At 68.0% G+C, this 13930-nt stretch carries 14 protein-coding genes and 1 tRNA gene; 9 read left to right on the top strand and 6 right to left on the bottom strand.

Going from position 1 to position 13930, the window contains the following annotated elements:
• Window positions 1-202, bottom strand: a 202-nt coding sequence (locus ACFWF3_RS06085) for a TetR/AcrR family transcriptional regulator (RefSeq protein ID WP_379312692.1), incomplete at its 3' end; no start/stop codon positions are given.
• 188 nt (window positions 203-390) lie between these two features.
• On the opposite strand from ACFWF3_RS06085, the gene ACFWF3_RS06090 reads away from it, so the two are divergent.
• From ACFWF3_RS06090 to ACFWF3_RS06115, 6 genes are all read left to right on the top strand, one after another.
• A tRNA-Gln gene (locus ACFWF3_RS06090) sits at window positions 391-461 on the top strand.
• A gap of 91 nt (window positions 462-552) precedes the next feature.
• On the top strand, window positions 553-2043 hold the full coding sequence (glmU, locus tag ACFWF3_RS06095) for a bifunctional UDP-N-acetylglucosamine diphosphorylase/glucosamine-1-phosphate N-acetyltransferase GlmU (protein WP_378993172.1): 1491 nt from the start codon (window positions 553-555) through the stop codon (window positions 2041-2043).
• Window positions 2040-3020, top strand: a complete 981-nt coding sequence (locus tag ACFWF3_RS06100; protein WP_056813833.1) for a ribose-phosphate diphosphokinase — start codon at window positions 2040-2042, stop codon at window positions 3018-3020. Before glmU ends, ACFWF3_RS06100 begins: the two co-directional genes overlap by 4 nt.
• A gap of 205 nt (window positions 3021-3225) precedes the next feature.
• A complete protein-coding gene (locus tag ACFWF3_RS06105) occupies window positions 3226-3852 on the top strand; it encodes a hypothetical protein (RefSeq protein ID WP_379312693.1) in 627 nt (208 codons plus the stop codon).
• Between the two features lie 86 nt (window positions 3853-3938).
• Window positions 3939-4604: a DUF2461 domain-containing protein gene (locus tag ACFWF3_RS06110; RefSeq protein ID WP_378993175.1), complete on the top strand. Its 666-nt coding sequence runs from the start codon at window positions 3939-3941 to the stop codon at window positions 4602-4604.
• A 65-nt stretch (window positions 4605-4669) separates the two neighbouring features.
• Entirely contained in the window at window positions 4670-5044 is a 375-nt protein-coding gene (locus tag ACFWF3_RS06115) for a hypothetical protein (RefSeq protein ID WP_379312694.1), read from the top strand.
• A gap of 112 nt (window positions 5045-5156) precedes the next feature.
• On the opposite strand, the gene egtD is transcribed toward ACFWF3_RS06115, so the two are convergent.
• The 4 genes from egtD to egtA form a co-directional block, all read right to left on the bottom strand.
• Window positions 5157-6128, bottom strand: a complete 972-nt coding sequence (egtD, locus tag ACFWF3_RS06120) for an L-histidine N(alpha)-methyltransferase (RefSeq protein ID WP_378993180.1) — start codon at window positions 6126-6128, stop codon at window positions 5157-5159.
• Window positions 6125-6967, bottom strand: coding sequence for an ergothioneine biosynthesis protein EgtC (gene egtC / locus ACFWF3_RS06125; RefSeq protein WP_379312696.1), 843 nt, complete (start codon window positions 6965-6967; stop codon window positions 6125-6127). Before egtC ends, egtD begins: the two co-directional genes overlap by 4 nt.
• The gene (gene egtB / locus ACFWF3_RS06130) at window positions 6967-8301 is read right to left on the bottom strand and encodes an ergothioneine biosynthesis protein EgtB (RefSeq protein WP_379312697.1); all 1335 of its coding nucleotides are present in this window, start codon (window positions 8299-8301) and stop codon (window positions 6967-6969) included. Before egtB ends, egtC begins: the two co-directional genes overlap by 1 nt.
• A gap of 82 nt (window positions 8302-8383) precedes the next feature.
• Window positions 8384-9670, bottom strand: a complete 1287-nt coding sequence (gene egtA, locus ACFWF3_RS06135; RefSeq protein ID WP_378993187.1) for an ergothioneine biosynthesis glutamate--cysteine ligase EgtA — start codon at window positions 9668-9670, stop codon at window positions 8384-8386.
• A 122-nt stretch (window positions 9671-9792) separates the two neighbouring features.
• Between egtA and ACFWF3_RS06140 the strand changes: the two genes are divergently transcribed.
• Entirely contained in the window at window positions 9793-10971 is a 1179-nt protein-coding gene (locus ACFWF3_RS06140) for an aminotransferase class V-fold PLP-dependent enzyme (protein ID WP_379312699.1), read from the top strand.
• Here the strand turns inward: ACFWF3_RS06140 and ACFWF3_RS06145 are convergent.
• The gene (locus ACFWF3_RS06145) at window positions 10961-11521 is read right to left on the bottom strand and encodes a TetR/AcrR family transcriptional regulator (RefSeq protein ID WP_379312700.1); all 561 of its coding nucleotides are present in this window, start codon (window positions 11519-11521) and stop codon (window positions 10961-10963) included. The genes ACFWF3_RS06140 and ACFWF3_RS06145 overlap by 11 nt on opposite strands.
• Before the next feature lie 97 nt (window positions 11522-11618).
• On the opposite strand from ACFWF3_RS06145, the gene ACFWF3_RS06150 reads away from it, so the two are divergent.
• Both ACFWF3_RS06150 and ACFWF3_RS06155 read left to right on the top strand, forming a co-directional pair.
• Window positions 11619-12275, top strand: coding sequence for a lysophospholipid acyltransferase family protein (locus ACFWF3_RS06150; protein WP_379312701.1), 657 nt, complete (start codon window positions 11619-11621; stop codon window positions 12273-12275).
• Window positions 12276-12397: 122 nt separating this feature from the next.
• Window positions 12398-13930, top strand: a 1533-nt coding sequence (locus tag ACFWF3_RS06155) for a fatty acyl-AMP ligase (protein ID WP_379312702.1), incomplete at its 3' end; no start/stop codon positions are given.

The raw sequence follows: 13930 nt of genomic DNA on the forward strand, positions 1-13930 counted from the left end.
CCGCGTAGAGGCCCTCCTTGCCACCGAAATGCTCGTAGACCACCGGCTTCGACACCTGCGCTCGCTGCGCGATCTCCTCGATCGATGTCGCGTCGTACCCCCGCTCCGCGAACAAGGCGCGACCGATCTCGATCAGCTGCTGCCTGCGCTGCGTACCCGTCATCCTGGGCCTGGTGGCCCGCCCCGGCTCACTGGACGACATGCGTGCCCCCGCCTCTCCGCGTTTCGACTCACGAGAAATCAGTACGTGCGTTCCAGAAGGCTAACAACGGCATCCGAGCACGGACGCGACAGGCGTACACAAGATTCGCCCGAGGGCGGGATCGTGTGCGAGGATCACTGGCGTGCCGTAGCACAGTGGTGGGCTCCGAGAGCCCACTGGTGTGGCGATCCGCCGTAGTGTAATGGCAGCACCTCTGATTTTGGTTCAGATAGTTCAGGTTCGAGTCCTGGCGGCGGAGCACACGGACACACAGTGACGTATCGTCGGCCCGCACCATCTACCGACCGAACCCGCCACAGCACTCGCTGACAGGCAGCCGAGGGAGATCCATGCCACCGCAGACCGCCGTCGTCGTTCTCGCAGCAGGTGCTGGAACGCGAATGCGGTCGAAGACTCCGAAAGTGCTGCACCCGTTAGCAGGACGGTCGATGCTCTCGCACGCGCTGCACGCCGCCGTCGAGATCGATCCGACCCACCTGATCACCGTTGTCGGGCACGACCGGGACAAGGTCGGAGCCGCCGTCGCGGACGTGGGTAAGGAACTCGGCCGCGAGATCGTGTGCGCGGTGCAGGAGCAGCAGCTCGGAACCGGACACGCGGTGCAGTGCGCACTGGGTTCGATCCCCGCGGACTTCGACGGCGACCTTCTCGTCACCTCGGCCGATGTGCCGCTGCTCGACGGGCATACGCTGTCCGCGCTGCTCGACGAGCACCGCAGCTACGCCGAACGGCCCGCCGTGACGGTGCTGACCTTCGTGCCCGACGACGCCAACGGTTACGGCCGGATCGTGCGCGACGACGACGGCCAGCTCGCCGAGATCGTCGAGCACGCCGACGCCACCCCCGAACAGGCCAAGATCAAAGAGGTCAACTCCGGCGTCTACGCGTTCGACGCGTCGGTACTGCGCACCATGATCGGGCGGCTGTCCACCGCCAACGCTCAGCACGAGCTCTACCTCACCGACGTGCTTCGACTGGCCCGCGAGGCCGGTCGCCCCGTGCACGGCGCGCGACTGGTCGACTCGAACAAGGTCACCGGCGTGAACGACCGGGTGCAGCTGTCCCAGGCGGGCGCCACCCTCAATCGCTACATTCTCGAACGCCACATGCGCGCGGGCGTCACCATCATCGACCCGGCGACCACCTGGATCGACGCGAGTGTGCGGATCGGGCGCGACGCCGTGCTTCGGCCCGGTACCCAGCTCTTCGGCAGCACCGAGATCGGCGAGGACGCCGAGATCGGGCCCGACACCACGCTCACCGACGTGCTCGTCGGAGTCGGCGCGAGTGTGATCCGAACGCACGGGACGCACGCTCAGATCGGCGACGGCGCGTCCATCGGCCCGTTCAGCTACCTCCGCCCCGGCACCGTCGTGGGCGAGGAAGGCAAACTCGGCGCGTTCGTCGAGACCAAGAACGCCTCGATCGGCGCGCACTCGAAGGTGCCCCACCTCACCTACGTCGGCGACGCGACGATCGGTGAGCACAGCAACATCGGCGCTTCCAGCGTTTTTGTGAACTATGACGGAGTGAACAAGCACCACACCGTGGTTGGTTCCCACGTGCGAACAGGTAGCGACACCATGTTCATCGCGCCGGTCACCGTGGGTGACGGCGCCTATACGGGTGCGGGTACTGTACTGCGCAGAAGCGTTCCACCGGGTGCACTTGCTGTGTCGGGTGGGCCACAGCGCACTTTTGAAAACTGGGTGCAGCGCTACCGTCCAGGAACCGCTGCGGCGCGCGCGGCGGCGGAAGCCATCGCGGCAGACGAGACGTCTTCGAAGACAATCGAGCAAAAGGATGGCAACCAGCAGTGACCGCGTTCTCGATCGACAACCAGAAGAACTTGATGCTCTTCGCCGGCCGGTCACATCCTGAGCTGGCCGAGCAGGTCGCCAAGGAACTCGACGTCGACATCACCCCGCAGACCGCGCGTGACTTCGCCAACGGTGAGATCTTCGTCCGGTTCGAGGAGTCGGTCCGCGGTTCCGATGCCTTCGTGCTGCAGAGCTTCCCCGCGCCGCTCAACCAGTGGCTGATGGAACAGCTCATCATGATCGACGCGCTCAAGCGCGGTTCGGCCAAGCGGATCACCGCGGTGCTGCCGTTCTACCCGTACGCGCGCCAGGACAAGAAGCACCGCGGCCGCGAGCCGATCTCGGCCCGCCTGGTCGCCGACCTGCTCAAGACCGCGGGCGCCGATCGCATCATCAGCGTCGACCTACACACCGATCAGATCCAGGGCTTCTTCGACGGCCCCGTCGATCACATGCACGCGCTGGTGCAGCTGTCGGACTACATCCGCACCAACTACCCGTCGGACAACCTCGCGGTCGTCTCCCCTGACGCGGGCCGCGTGAAGGTCGCCGAGAAGTGGGCCGACGCGCTCGGTGGCACGCCGCTGGCGTTCATCCACAAGACCCGCGACCCGCTGGTGCCCAACCAGGTGAAGTCCAACCGCGTCGTCGGTGACGTCGAAGGCCGCACCTGTGTGCTGATCGACGACATGATCGACACCGGTGGCACCATCGCCGGTGCGGTGAAGGTCCTCAAGGAAGCCGGCGCGGGCGACGTCATCATCGCGGCCACCCACGGTGTGCTCAGCGATCCGGCCGCCGAGCGCCTCGCCAACTGTGGCGCCAGGGAAGTCGTCATCACCAACACGCTGCCGATCAGCGAGGACAAGAAGTTCCCGACGCTGACCGTGCTGTCGATCGCGCCGCTGCTGGCCCGCACCATCCGCGAGGTCTTCGAGAACGGCTCGGTCACGGGCCTGTTCAACGGCAACGCCTAACCGCCTCCCCGCGACTTTTGGCCAGACTGGGGCGCGGGGTGGGTTGGGGACGCGGCAAGCCTTCAGAGGTTGAGGGTTAGCCCGTGCCCGGTGAGTTACCCATGTTCTCTCGAGACCAGTCGGTGCGTTTGTCCTCGGACAATGGCGCACCGGCTGGTCTTTGGTGCATGGTGGTCCTGTAATTCGGGACGTTATAGGGGGCGGCATGGGGACTGAGCCGGAGCGGCGGGTCGAACTCGGTAAGGATCAGGGTGTGCCGCGGGTGCAGGATGCGCCGGAGGTGGCTGATCCGGTGGGCGGGGAACCATGGGGTGGGATCGCCGATCCGGTAACCCCTGACGACGCGACGTCGTATCCCCCACCGCCCGCCGCTCAGCCCTGGGCAGGGGTCGCGAATCCGGCTGTCGAGTTGCCGCCGTACCCGCCGCCACCGCCGGGGCCGATGTTTCCCGCGCCCGGGTATCCCGCTGTCGGCAATGCCGCGCCGATATATCCCGCTTCGGGCTATCCGCCGCCTGGTCGGGCTCCTTGCGGAGCGCCGCAATACCCGGGGCAGTTCCCGTCGCCGCCTCCGCCGGGGTACGGCTACCGCGACAGCACGCCGGTGTGGTCGATCATCAGCTTCTGTTGTGTCGCGGCGTCGGTGCTCGGCGGGGTGATGCTGTGCGGGCTGCCGGTGCTCGTCACCGCGCCGACGGGAGTCGTGCTCGGGCTGGTCGGACATGCCAAGGGTGAGCCGATGGGCAAGTGGGCGGCGATCGCCAACGGGGCCATCGCAGCGCTGGCCGCGGTTCTGGTGCTCGTGTTCGTGGCACTGATCGGCGGTCTGTGAGCCTCGGCGGGCGATACTGGTAGGGGTAGCCGGCTCGATCGCCACGCCGCCCCCGTCCCCGAACAGAACTGAGAAACGCCGCACCGATGGACGCTTTCACCGGATTCCCGCTCGCCGGACTCGACTTCTACGAAGACCTGGAGGCCGACAACTCGAAGGCCTTCTGGAACGCGCACAAACACCTCTACGACGAGGCCGTGCGCGCACCGATGGTCGCGCTCGCCGCCGAACTGGCGGCGGAATTCGGACAGGCCAAGATCTTTCGGCCCTACCGTGACGTCCGATTCTCGGCCGACAAACTGCCCTACAAAACCCACCAGGGCGCGGTGGCGGGAGTGTCGCCCGGCGTCGGCTGGTACGTGCAGATCGGGGCGGCGGGATTGTTCGTCGCGGGCGGCTGCTTCCGGCCCTCGCCCACCGCCTTGGCTGTCCTGCGGGCCACGATCGACGACGAGGTGCGCGGCGCGGAACTGGAGAAGATCCTGGCCGCGACGACGGCAGCCGGTTTCACCCTCGGCGGCGACAAGCTCAAAACCAAGCCGAAGGGCTACGCCATCGACCATCCACGCATCGACCTGCTGCGCCACAAGTCCCTGACCGTGCACCGCGAGTTCGGCGCACCGGAGTGGCTCACCACCCCGGCCGCGGCCACCGAGATCCGCCGCGCCTGGAACGACCTGCGGCCGCTCGTCGAATGGTTCGCCGCCGTCCTCCACGGCGTCCCGGAGGACACCAGCGGCAGACGCCCGTAGCCGACGACCGCCCGGCCCGGGCGTGGTTCGTGACGGACGGCCGTCGGAGGCCGATACTGGAGACCATGAGCCGTGAACCGTTGGACATGGACATGGGCGACGACGATCAAGCCGACGACATCGTCGAATACGAACGCTATGTGGAAGACCCGCCCGCCGACTATGTGATCCGCAATCACGAAGCCGACGCCGACGGCTTCCTCGGCATCAACGAGGAAATCTCCGAGGAGTACACCGAGCGCGGGTCCCGCCAGGAGGCGATGGAAGAGGACGAACGCCCCGCCGAAGAAGGCGCGATGCGCGTGGTCGGCGACGACGATGTCGACGGCGCCCTCTTCGACGACGACGCCGTCAACGGCGAGGAAGGCGTCGAAAAGGACCTGGAGGGCGACGAGAACCTCACCAGCGGCGAATACCTCGCCGACGAACTCGACCTCTGACCACCCATCCCGCTCGATGACATCACCGCCGACGCACCCCGCTGCGTGACGGCTCGGTTGCCGCCGTCCTGACCTGACCGCCGACGCGCTCGGCCTGACCCGGAGCCAGGACTCAGCGGCGTTCGGACAGGGACAAGATGAAGCGGTTGTCGGGGTCGGTCCAGGTGTGGGTGGGGGTGAAGCCGGCTCGGTGCAGTTCGGCGGCGAGGGAATCGGGGCGGAACTTGGCGGAGATCTCGGTGCGCATCTCTTCGCCCGCGGCGAAGTCGACGGTGAGGTTCAGACCGGCGACGGTGGCCGTCATCGCCTCGGTGGCGCGCAGGCGCATTTCGATCCACTCGTTCTCGGCGTCCCAGAGGGCGACGTGGTCGAATTTCTCGGGGACGAAATCGGCGTCGAGACGGTGGTTGAGGACGTGCAGGACATTGCGGTTGAATTCGGCGGTGACGCCCGCGGCGTCGTCGTAGGCGGGGACCAGGATCGCCGGGTCGATGACCAGGCCCGCGCCGAGCAGGAGCAGCTCGCCGGGTTCGAGGACCTCGTTGATGCCCGCCAGGAATTCGGCGCGCTCGGCGGGGACCAGGTTGCCGATGGTGCCGCCGAGGAAGGCGATCATGCGGCGGCCACCGCGGGGCAGGTTGTGCAGGGTGTCGGTGAAGTCGCTGACCACGCCGTGCACGGACAGGTTCGGGTACTCGGCTGCGATCTCGTCGGCCGCGCCGCGTAGTGCCGAGGCCGAGACATCCTGCGGAACATAGGTTTTCAGCGAACCTTCGGCGGTGAGCGCATCCAGCAGCAGACGGGTCTTGGCAGCCGAGCCCGAGCCGAGCTCCACCAGCACCTCGGCGCGAGCGGCCGCGGCGATCTCGCCGACGACCCGCTCGAGCAGGGCTCGCTCGGTGCGGGTCGGGTAGTACTCGGGCAGTTCGGTGATCCGCTCGAAGAGCTCGCTCCCGCGTGCGTCGTAGAACCACTTGGGCGGCAGCGACTTCGGGTCGGCGGTGAGACCGGTGCGGGCGTCGGTGCGCAAGGCCGCGGTGAGATCGTCGTCGGTGAGGTGAATGTCCAGCAGCGGCGCGGTCATGAACGGACCCTTTCGGTAGCGGGGAGTTCGAGTGCGGTGATGGTGCAGTGGCCGGGTGTGGCGGTGACCAGTTGGTGGTCGACGACGGATTGCCAGCGTGGGTCCGCGTCGTAGGGTTCGGACGAGAGCACGGCGTAGTCGTCGGTGACGAGCACCGACAGCGCATGCCAGCAGGTGGTGGCCCACAGCTGGATACCGTTGCCGAGCAACAGGTTCAGGCGAGCGCTCGGCTGATACCGGAGAACGGTCGCGACCAGCAGCTGTAAGGCGTCGGCCGGGGAAGTGACGGGACCGGCGGGGTCGATCTCCCCGAGCAGGCCACGCAGCAGCACCCACAGTGCGGCGGAATCGGTGAGCGCCTCCGCCTGCAGCAGCACCGCGGGTGAATCGAACAGCGTTGCGGTGGTGCAGACTTCACGCAGATCGGCGACGACGGCGACGAGCGTGGCTCGCCAGTCCGGCACGACGCCGTTGTGGCTGAAGGCCCAGTGTTCGTCGGTGAAGGGCGCGCAGGCGCAACGCTCCACCGGCATGCCGACGGTGGCCGAGCGGACGGCGGCGACGACCGACCGGGATTCGAGCTGCCCGAGCACTTCGGCGACGGCGGGGTCGGTCCAGATCGGGGCGTGGTTGCGGTAGCGGGTTACCGCGTCGCGGGCACCCTCCGTTCCCACATCGGCGCGGCGCCACCAGGCCACGCCGAAGCCGTCGGCGTTGATGGTGCCGCCCGCGCGCATGTCGACCGGCGCCCAGGACTGGGTGTAGAGCGAGTGGGGGCCGCGCAGAATCAGCTCGCCGACCCCCACCGGCGGGCCGACGTAACCGAGGTGCCTACACATCAGAGTTCGTCCTCGCGCAGATCTCGGGCAAGCCGGAACCCGGCGAAGATCTGCCGCCGGATCGGGTGATCCCAGTTGCGGAAGGTGGCACGGCAGGCGACCTCGTCGGTGCCGAAGGATCCGCCGCGCAGGATGCGGTAGTCACCGCCGAAGAAGACCTCCGAGTATTCGCGGTAGGGGAACGCGCGGAACCCAGGGTAGGCCTCGAAACCCGAGGAGCACCATTCCCAGACATCGCCGATGAGCTGGTGCACGCCGGTGGCCGACGCACCGGCCGGATAGGCGCCGATCTCGGCTGGTTCCAAATGTCGCTGGCCGAGGTTGGCCAGGTGCGCGTCCGGTTGGTCCTCGCCCCACGGATAGCGCCGCGACGCACCGGTTTCCGGGTCGAAGCGGGCCGCCTTCTCCCATTCGGCCTCGGTCGGCAAGCGCTTGCCCGCCCACCGCGCGAAGGCCTCGGCCTCGAACCAGCACACATGCACCACCGGCTGATCGAGCCGCAGCGGGGTGCGGACGCCGAATGCCGTGCGCGTCCACCCGTCACCGTCGCGCTCCCAGAACTGCGGAGCGACCAAGCCTGCCGCCCCGCGGTGCGCCCAGCCGCGCTCCGACCACAGCTCGGACCGGTCGTAGCCCCCGTCGTCGAGGAAGGCGAGGAACTGCCCGTTGGTCACCGGCGCGACATCGATCGCGAAGCCGTCGACGTGCACCGGATGGGCGGGGCGTTCGTTGTCCAGCGCCCACGGATCGGCCGAGGTTCCCATCAGGAATTCGCCTGCGGGAAGGATGATTTCGCCACCTGCCGACACCTGGGCGACCGGAGCGGGCGGCGCCGACAGGACCGGCGCGCCGATTCGCAATTGATGGGTGGCGAGCATGGTCTCATCGTGCTGCTGTTCGTGCTGAGCGATCATGCCGAACGCGAAACCGTTGTCGACCAGCGGATTACCGGCCAGATCACTGGAATCGAGGACGTCGAGGACCTTTTCGCGCACCGAGCCGACGTAGCCGCGCGCCTGCTCGGGGTTGAGCAGCGGCAACGCGGGCCGGTTCGACCTGGCGTGCTTGAACGCATCGTAGAGCTCGTCGATATCGGCCCGCACCGCGTCGCGACCTCCGACATCGCGCACCAGCCACAGCTCTTCCTGGTTCCCGATATGCGCCAGGTCCCAGACCAGCGGCGACATCAGCGGCGAATGCTGCGCGACGAGATCGGCTTCGTCCACGCTCTCGGTGAGCAGGGCGGTGCGGCGGCGAGCACGCGACAGGACCTCGGCGATGTGCGCACGCGTCCGGTCGCGGTCACTGTGGTCGGCGGGGGCGGAAAGAGTCACGAGAGCTCCGAAACAGGCAGGTCGACAACGACTTCGGACAGAAGGACAGCGGCATGCCGACCACGCGCGGCCGGCGAGATCATCACGACCCGCCCGCGCCGTTGCGTGCCGAGTCGACCTCGGCGAGTGGACTGCGGCCCGCACTACATCGGCGGGCCGCGGCGGCCAATTCCGCGGCAGCGGAGGGTGTTCGCGCATGCGCGGCGGCCAGGTCGAGCACGTCTACCGCAGCGCGGCGCAAGTGTGGGTCGAGCAGGCCGCAACGCGCCGACGTCAACCACTCTCCCGCGGTGGGCGCGGCGAGGGCTGTCGCCTCGGCGACGACAGCGGGGGTCGACAGCAGCGCGTCGAACAGGTGGATCGGGGTGGTCCACGCTTCACCGGGCTGGGTGTCGAGGTAGCGGACCTCGAGATGACCGGACGCTCGGACCGGGGGAAAGAGGGTGGTCAGGTGGTAGTCCAGATCGGCGCGGGTCGGGCGGCGGCCCACTTCGTCGTCGAGGGCGCCCGACAGCCAATCGGCGAAGGTGGCACCGGGAGGCGGGGACCAGTCGGCATCGACATCGGTGCAGCGCACACACAGCAGCGGCACGTCGAGAGCCCAGTGGGCATACGAGGTGATCGGGTCCGCCCAGTCGGCCACCGGGGGTCTGGAACGGGCAGGGTCGAGGCGCAACCAGGTGCGCATTCGCTGAGACGCCCAGTCGCCGCGCGGTACGCCGTGCAGGCGCGGTGAGCAGGCGAAGGCGGCGATGAGGGTGGGGCCGAGGACGTAGAGGGCGGTCCAGCGCGCCCGCACCTCGGCGGGATCGGCGCCCGCGTCCACGCTGACCTGCGTGGCGGCGGTGTTGCACATCATGAGGGTGCCGAAGGGGCCGACGCCGTCGAAATGACGTTCCATCGCCGCGTAGCGGGGCAAGCGGAGCAGGCGCTCGGCGGGACGGCCCGCATCGGCGGCGGCGGCGAAGATACTGATCTCCTGGGCGGCGAGCAGGTCCCGCAAACGGGCCGCATCAGCGCGTAGATGCTGCGTCAGCGCGGCCGGATCAGCGAACGGTGCGCTGGAAAGTTCTATCTGACCACCGGGTTCGACGGTGACCAGGCTCCCGCCGGGCAGGGGAACCGCGGCGGAAGCGGGGGCGAGGGAGGTCGGTGCATGCGGTCCGAGGGCCGCTGCCAGCTGGTCGAGCGAGGGCCGCGAACCGGTGGGACCAGCGGTGAGCCACTCCAGTTCGGCGCCGATCAGCGCAGGTGGACCGAGCTTGAAACAGACGCCGCCGACATAGGCCTCCGCCGCCGCCCTCGACGACATTTCGCCCTGGTCGGGGGCATAATCGGGCCACGACGAACGTTCCAGGGTGACCGCCATACCAACCTCCACGTGCTGCGTGCTGCCGGGGAACCTGCGTTTCGCTCATTCCAGAGTAGCGAGGTCCACCGACAGAAAAAGTGACCAAAAGGGGAACGACTCGGGGCGCTATCGTCGTCACCATGCTTGACCTCGCCGCGATCAGAGCCGACACCGCAGGACTTGCCAACGGTCAGGTCTTCCTCGACAGCGCCGGATCGTCGCTGCCGCCGAAGATCGTCCTCGACACGATGATCACCCATTTACACCGCGAAGCGGAGATCGGTGGCTATCGGGCGGCTAATGAGCGTCTGGACGATCTCGCCGCGGTGAAGACCTCGATCGCGACGCTCATCGGCGCCACGCCCGGCACCATCGCACTCAGCGACAGTGCGTCCCGGTCATGGGCCGATTTCGCCTATTCGGTACCACTGCGCCCCGGCGACCGGATCCTGATCTCCGGCGCCGACTACGCCAGCAACGCGATCGCCGCGCTCCAGCGCGCGAAGCACACCGGTGCGGTGGTCGAGCGCATTCCCAGCGACGACACCGGCCGCCTCGACACCGACGCGCTCGCCGACATGCTCGACGAACGCGTACGGCTGGTTTCGCTGCAACACGCCCCGACCAACGGCGGCCTCGTGAACCCGGTCGCCGAAGCCACCCGAATCGCCCACGAAGCCGGTGCGCTGGTACTGCTCGACGCCTGCCAGTCGACCGGCCAGCTGCCCATCGACGTCATCGAACTCGGGGTCGACGCCATGTCGACGACCGGTCGAAAGTGGTTGCGCGGCCCCCGGGGCACCGGGTTCCTGTATGTCCGTTCCGAATTGGCGCAGACCATGGAACCGGCCCGCCTCGACCTGCACAGTGCCGCGTGGGTGAGCCCCGGCGAATATCGTCTGGCCGACGACGCGGCCCGGTTCGAATTCTGGGAGTGCGGTGTCGCCGCCCGCCTCGGTCTCGGCGCCGCCGTCGACTACCTGCTCGAGCAGGGCTCCGACGAGGTCTACGCAGCCGTGGCCACCCGCGCCGAGTACCTGCGCAAGACCCTGCCGGAACTGCCCGGCGTGACCGTGCGCGATCTGGGCACCGAGCACAGCGGCATCGTCTCGTTCACCGCCGAGGGCCACGATCCCGAACAGCTGCGCGATCGGCTCGCCGAGCACGCGATCACCGTCACCGTCAGTCACGCGGGCTCCACCCTGCTCGACATGTCCGAGCGCACCCTGCCCGCCGTGCTGCGGGCCTCCCCGCACTATTTCGTCAGCCCGGCCGACCTGGACCGCTTCGTCGCGACGCTGGCCGACCTCACCCGCTGAGTCCCGCGAGGTGCTCGCGGACGATCCGGTCCACGAGCACCCGCGGGTCCTGGTCGGGGGCAACGATCTCCAGCGTCCAGTTGACGGCGATCGTCGCCAAACCGTGCACATTGGTCCACAGGGCCAGCGCGCGCTGCGGCGCCGACTCCGGCGCCACCGCCGCGACCAACTCCACCACCTGTCCGTACAGCGGCCGCGTCGTCGCCCGCAGATTCTCGCCGGAGCCCGCCAGCAGATCGTGGCGGAACATCAGCGTGAACATCTCGGGCCGCGACACCGCGAAATCCACATAGTCAACGGCCATTCGGCGTAACCGTTCACGCGGGTCGTCGATCGTGTCGAGCATCGAGAACCGCTCGATCAGCTCCCCGAATCCGCGCGCCGCGATCGCCGCGAGCAGCGCCGCGTGCGTGGGAAACCACCGCCGCGGCGCGCCGTGGGAGACGCCGGCGGCCCGCGCGATCGCACGCAGCCCGAGTGCGCCGAAGCCGTCGGTTTCGAGCAGATCGACACCGACGTCGACCAGGTGCTCGCGCAACGATTCAGGCATACCGGCAATTCTGCACACCCGTTCACAGACCTTCGCGGTCGCCTGCGTAGACAGTGTCTACTAGTCTGCGTAGACACTGTCTACGAAGGGTCTGCCCATGTGGTACCTGCTGTGCAAATACGTCCTCATCGGCCCGGCGCTGCGCCTGCTCGGCCGCCCGCACGTCGAAGGGCTGGAGCACATTCCACGCACCGGCCCGGTGATCATCGCGGCCAATCACCTGGCCTTCATCGACTCGCTCTACCTGGCCCTGGTGATCCCGCGGCCGCTCACGTTCCTGGCGAAGCAGGAGTACTTCGCCGGCACGGGGTTGCGTGGGCGATGCAAACGCTGGTTCTTCACCGCCGCGGGCCAGGTACCGGTGGACCGCACCGGCGGCGACGCGGCCGCCGACGCGCTCGCGGCGGCCACCGCGATCCTCGACGGCGGCGGCGCCTGGGCAATTCACCCGGAGGGCACACGGTCACGGGATGGCAGGGTCTATCGTGGTCGCACCGGGGCGCTGCGCGTTGCCATGGCCACCGGGGCACCGGTGGTGCCCGTGGTCCTGGACGGTACCGATCGCATGAATCCTCGCGGTCGGAAACTGTTGCGTTTCACCAAGGTACGCATCACCGTCCACCCCGCGCGGCGCTATCCCACAGCTGTTCATCACGCCCAGGTCAGAGCGGCAACCGACCTGCTGATGCGGGAAATTGCCACGCTATCGGGTAGACCATACGTAGACCGCTACGCAGCCACCTTCGCTGGCTAGGGCGCAACAGCAGGGGTGCTGGGGCGTCAGCCCGGGTTAACACGCGTGGGGCGGGGCGGGATTTCTTGTTGGGAGTGCAGAGCACGGCCGTAACCGATCGTTGGCGTAAAGGGAGACCGACGTTGAGCAGGTTCACCGACGAAATGTTTGGCACAGCGTTGACCAGCTCCAAGGGGCTGGTCACCGGAGAGCCGGAGGCACCACTGCGGCAGACCTGGGGGGACATTCATAGGCAGGCGCGGCGGATGGCGGGTGGTCTCGCGGACGCCGGGATCGGGCACGGCGACGCCGTCGGCGTGCTGGCCGGCCTGCCTGTCGACATCGCGCCTGCCTGCCAGGCCATCTGGATGCGTGGCGCTTCCATCACCATGTTGCATCAACCGACGCCACGCACCGACCTCGCGGTCTGGGTGCGTGACACCGAAACGGTGCTGCACATGATCGACGCGAAGGCTGTCGTACTCGGCGCGCCGTTCGCGGCGGCCGAGCCGGTGCTGCGGGAACGCGGGATCATCGTGGTGCCGGTCGAGGACCTGCACCGAGGTGCCGACACCGATCCGGTACCGACCACCGAGGGTGATATCGCGTTGCAACAGTTGACCTCCGGGTCGACCGGTTCACCCAAGGCCGTCCGGATCACCCACGGCAACTTCAACACCAACGCGTACGCGATGTTCAACCGGGTAAAATTCCAGCTCGACGACGACGTGATGATCAGCTGGCTGCCGCTGTTCCACGACATGGGGATGGTCGGATTCCTTAGCGTACCTATGCAATTCGGCGCCGAGGTGGTGTGCGTGACGCCACTGGACTTCCTTGCCAGGCCACTGCTGTGGGCCGAGCTGATCGACAAGTATCGCGGAACTGTCACCGCTGCGCCGAATTTCGCGTACTCCCTGCTGGCCCGGCGCCTGCGTCAGGCCGAACCGGGCTCCCTGGACCTGTCCAGCGTGCGTTACATGTGGAACGGCGCTGAACCGGTCGATCCCGACACCATGATCGCCCTCGCGGCGGCGGGCGACCAGTTCGGGCTCAGCCCGATGGCACTCACGCCGGTGTACGGCATGGCCGAGACCACCCTGGCCGTCTCGATTCCCGACCCCGGCAACGGACAGGTGCTCGACGTGATCGATGCCGACCTGCTCGAGGTCGTCGGCAAGGCGGTACCGATCGCCGAGGACGGCCACCACGGCACCCCGCGCAGGCTGCCCACGCTGGGGCACCTGGTCGACGATCTGGAGGGGCGCGTCGTCGACGCCGAACGTCAGCCGCTGCCGGTCCGCTCGGTCGGCGTCATCGAATTGCGCGGCCCCGCTGTCACATCGGGCTATGTCACCGTCGACGGTTTCCGCCCCGCCAAGGACGCCGACGGCTGGCTCGACACCGGCGATATCGGCTACTTCACCGAAGACGGCCTGATGGTGGTGTGTGGGCGCATGAAGGACGTCATCATCATGGGCGGGCGCAACATCTACCCCACCGACATCGAACGAGCCGCACTGCGCGTACCGGGCGTGCGCCCCGGCAACGCGGTCGCGGTGCGCCTCGACGCGGGGGAGAAACGCGAAAGCTTCGCGGTGGTGGTCGAATCCAACGACTACCAGGAGGCCGACGAGGTGAAGCGCATCGAGCGCGAGATCGTCCACGAGGTCTTC

The sequence above is a fragment of the Nocardia sp. NPDC060220 genome (assembly GCF_042727815.1).
Classification (GTDB): Bacteria; Actinomycetota; Actinomycetes; order Mycobacteriales; family Mycobacteriaceae; genus Nocardia.

Bases quoted from the DNA above. Each gene is read 5' to 3' on its own strand.
- ACFWF3_RS06105 (WP_379312693.1), top strand. From the start codon at position 3,226: ATGGGGACTGAGCCGGAGCGGCGGGTCGAACTCGGTAAGGATCAGGGT.
- glmU (WP_378993172.1), top strand. From the start codon at position 553: ATGCCACCGCAGACCGCCGTCGTCGTTCTCGCAGCAGGTGCTGGAACG.
- ACFWF3_RS06140 (WP_379312699.1), top strand. From the start codon at position 9,793: ATGCTTGACCTCGCCGCGATCAGAGCCGACACCGCAGGACTTGCCAAC.
- ACFWF3_RS06115 (WP_379312694.1), top strand. From the start codon at position 4,670: ATGAGCCGTGAACCGTTGGACATGGACATGGGCGACGACGATCAAGCC.
- ACFWF3_RS06110 (WP_378993175.1), top strand. From the start codon at position 3,939: ATGGACGCTTTCACCGGATTCCCGCTCGCCGGACTCGACTTCTACGAA.
- egtA (WP_378993187.1), bottom strand. From the start codon at position 9,670: ATGGCGGTCACCCTGGAACGTTCGTCGTGGCCCGATTATGCCCCCGAC.
- ACFWF3_RS06145 (WP_379312700.1), bottom strand. From the start codon at position 11,521: ATGCCTGAATCGTTGCGCGAGCACCTGGTCGACGTCGGTGTCGATCTG.
- egtD (WP_378993180.1), bottom strand. From the start codon at position 6,128: ATGACCGCGCCGCTGCTGGACATTCACCTCACCGACGACGATCTCACC.
- ACFWF3_RS06150 (WP_379312701.1), top strand. From the start codon at position 11,619: ATGTGGTACCTGCTGTGCAAATACGTCCTCATCGGCCCGGCGCTGCGC.
- egtC (WP_379312696.1), bottom strand. From the start codon at position 6,967: ATGTGTAGGCACCTCGGTTACGTCGGCCCGCCGGTGGGGGTCGGCGAG.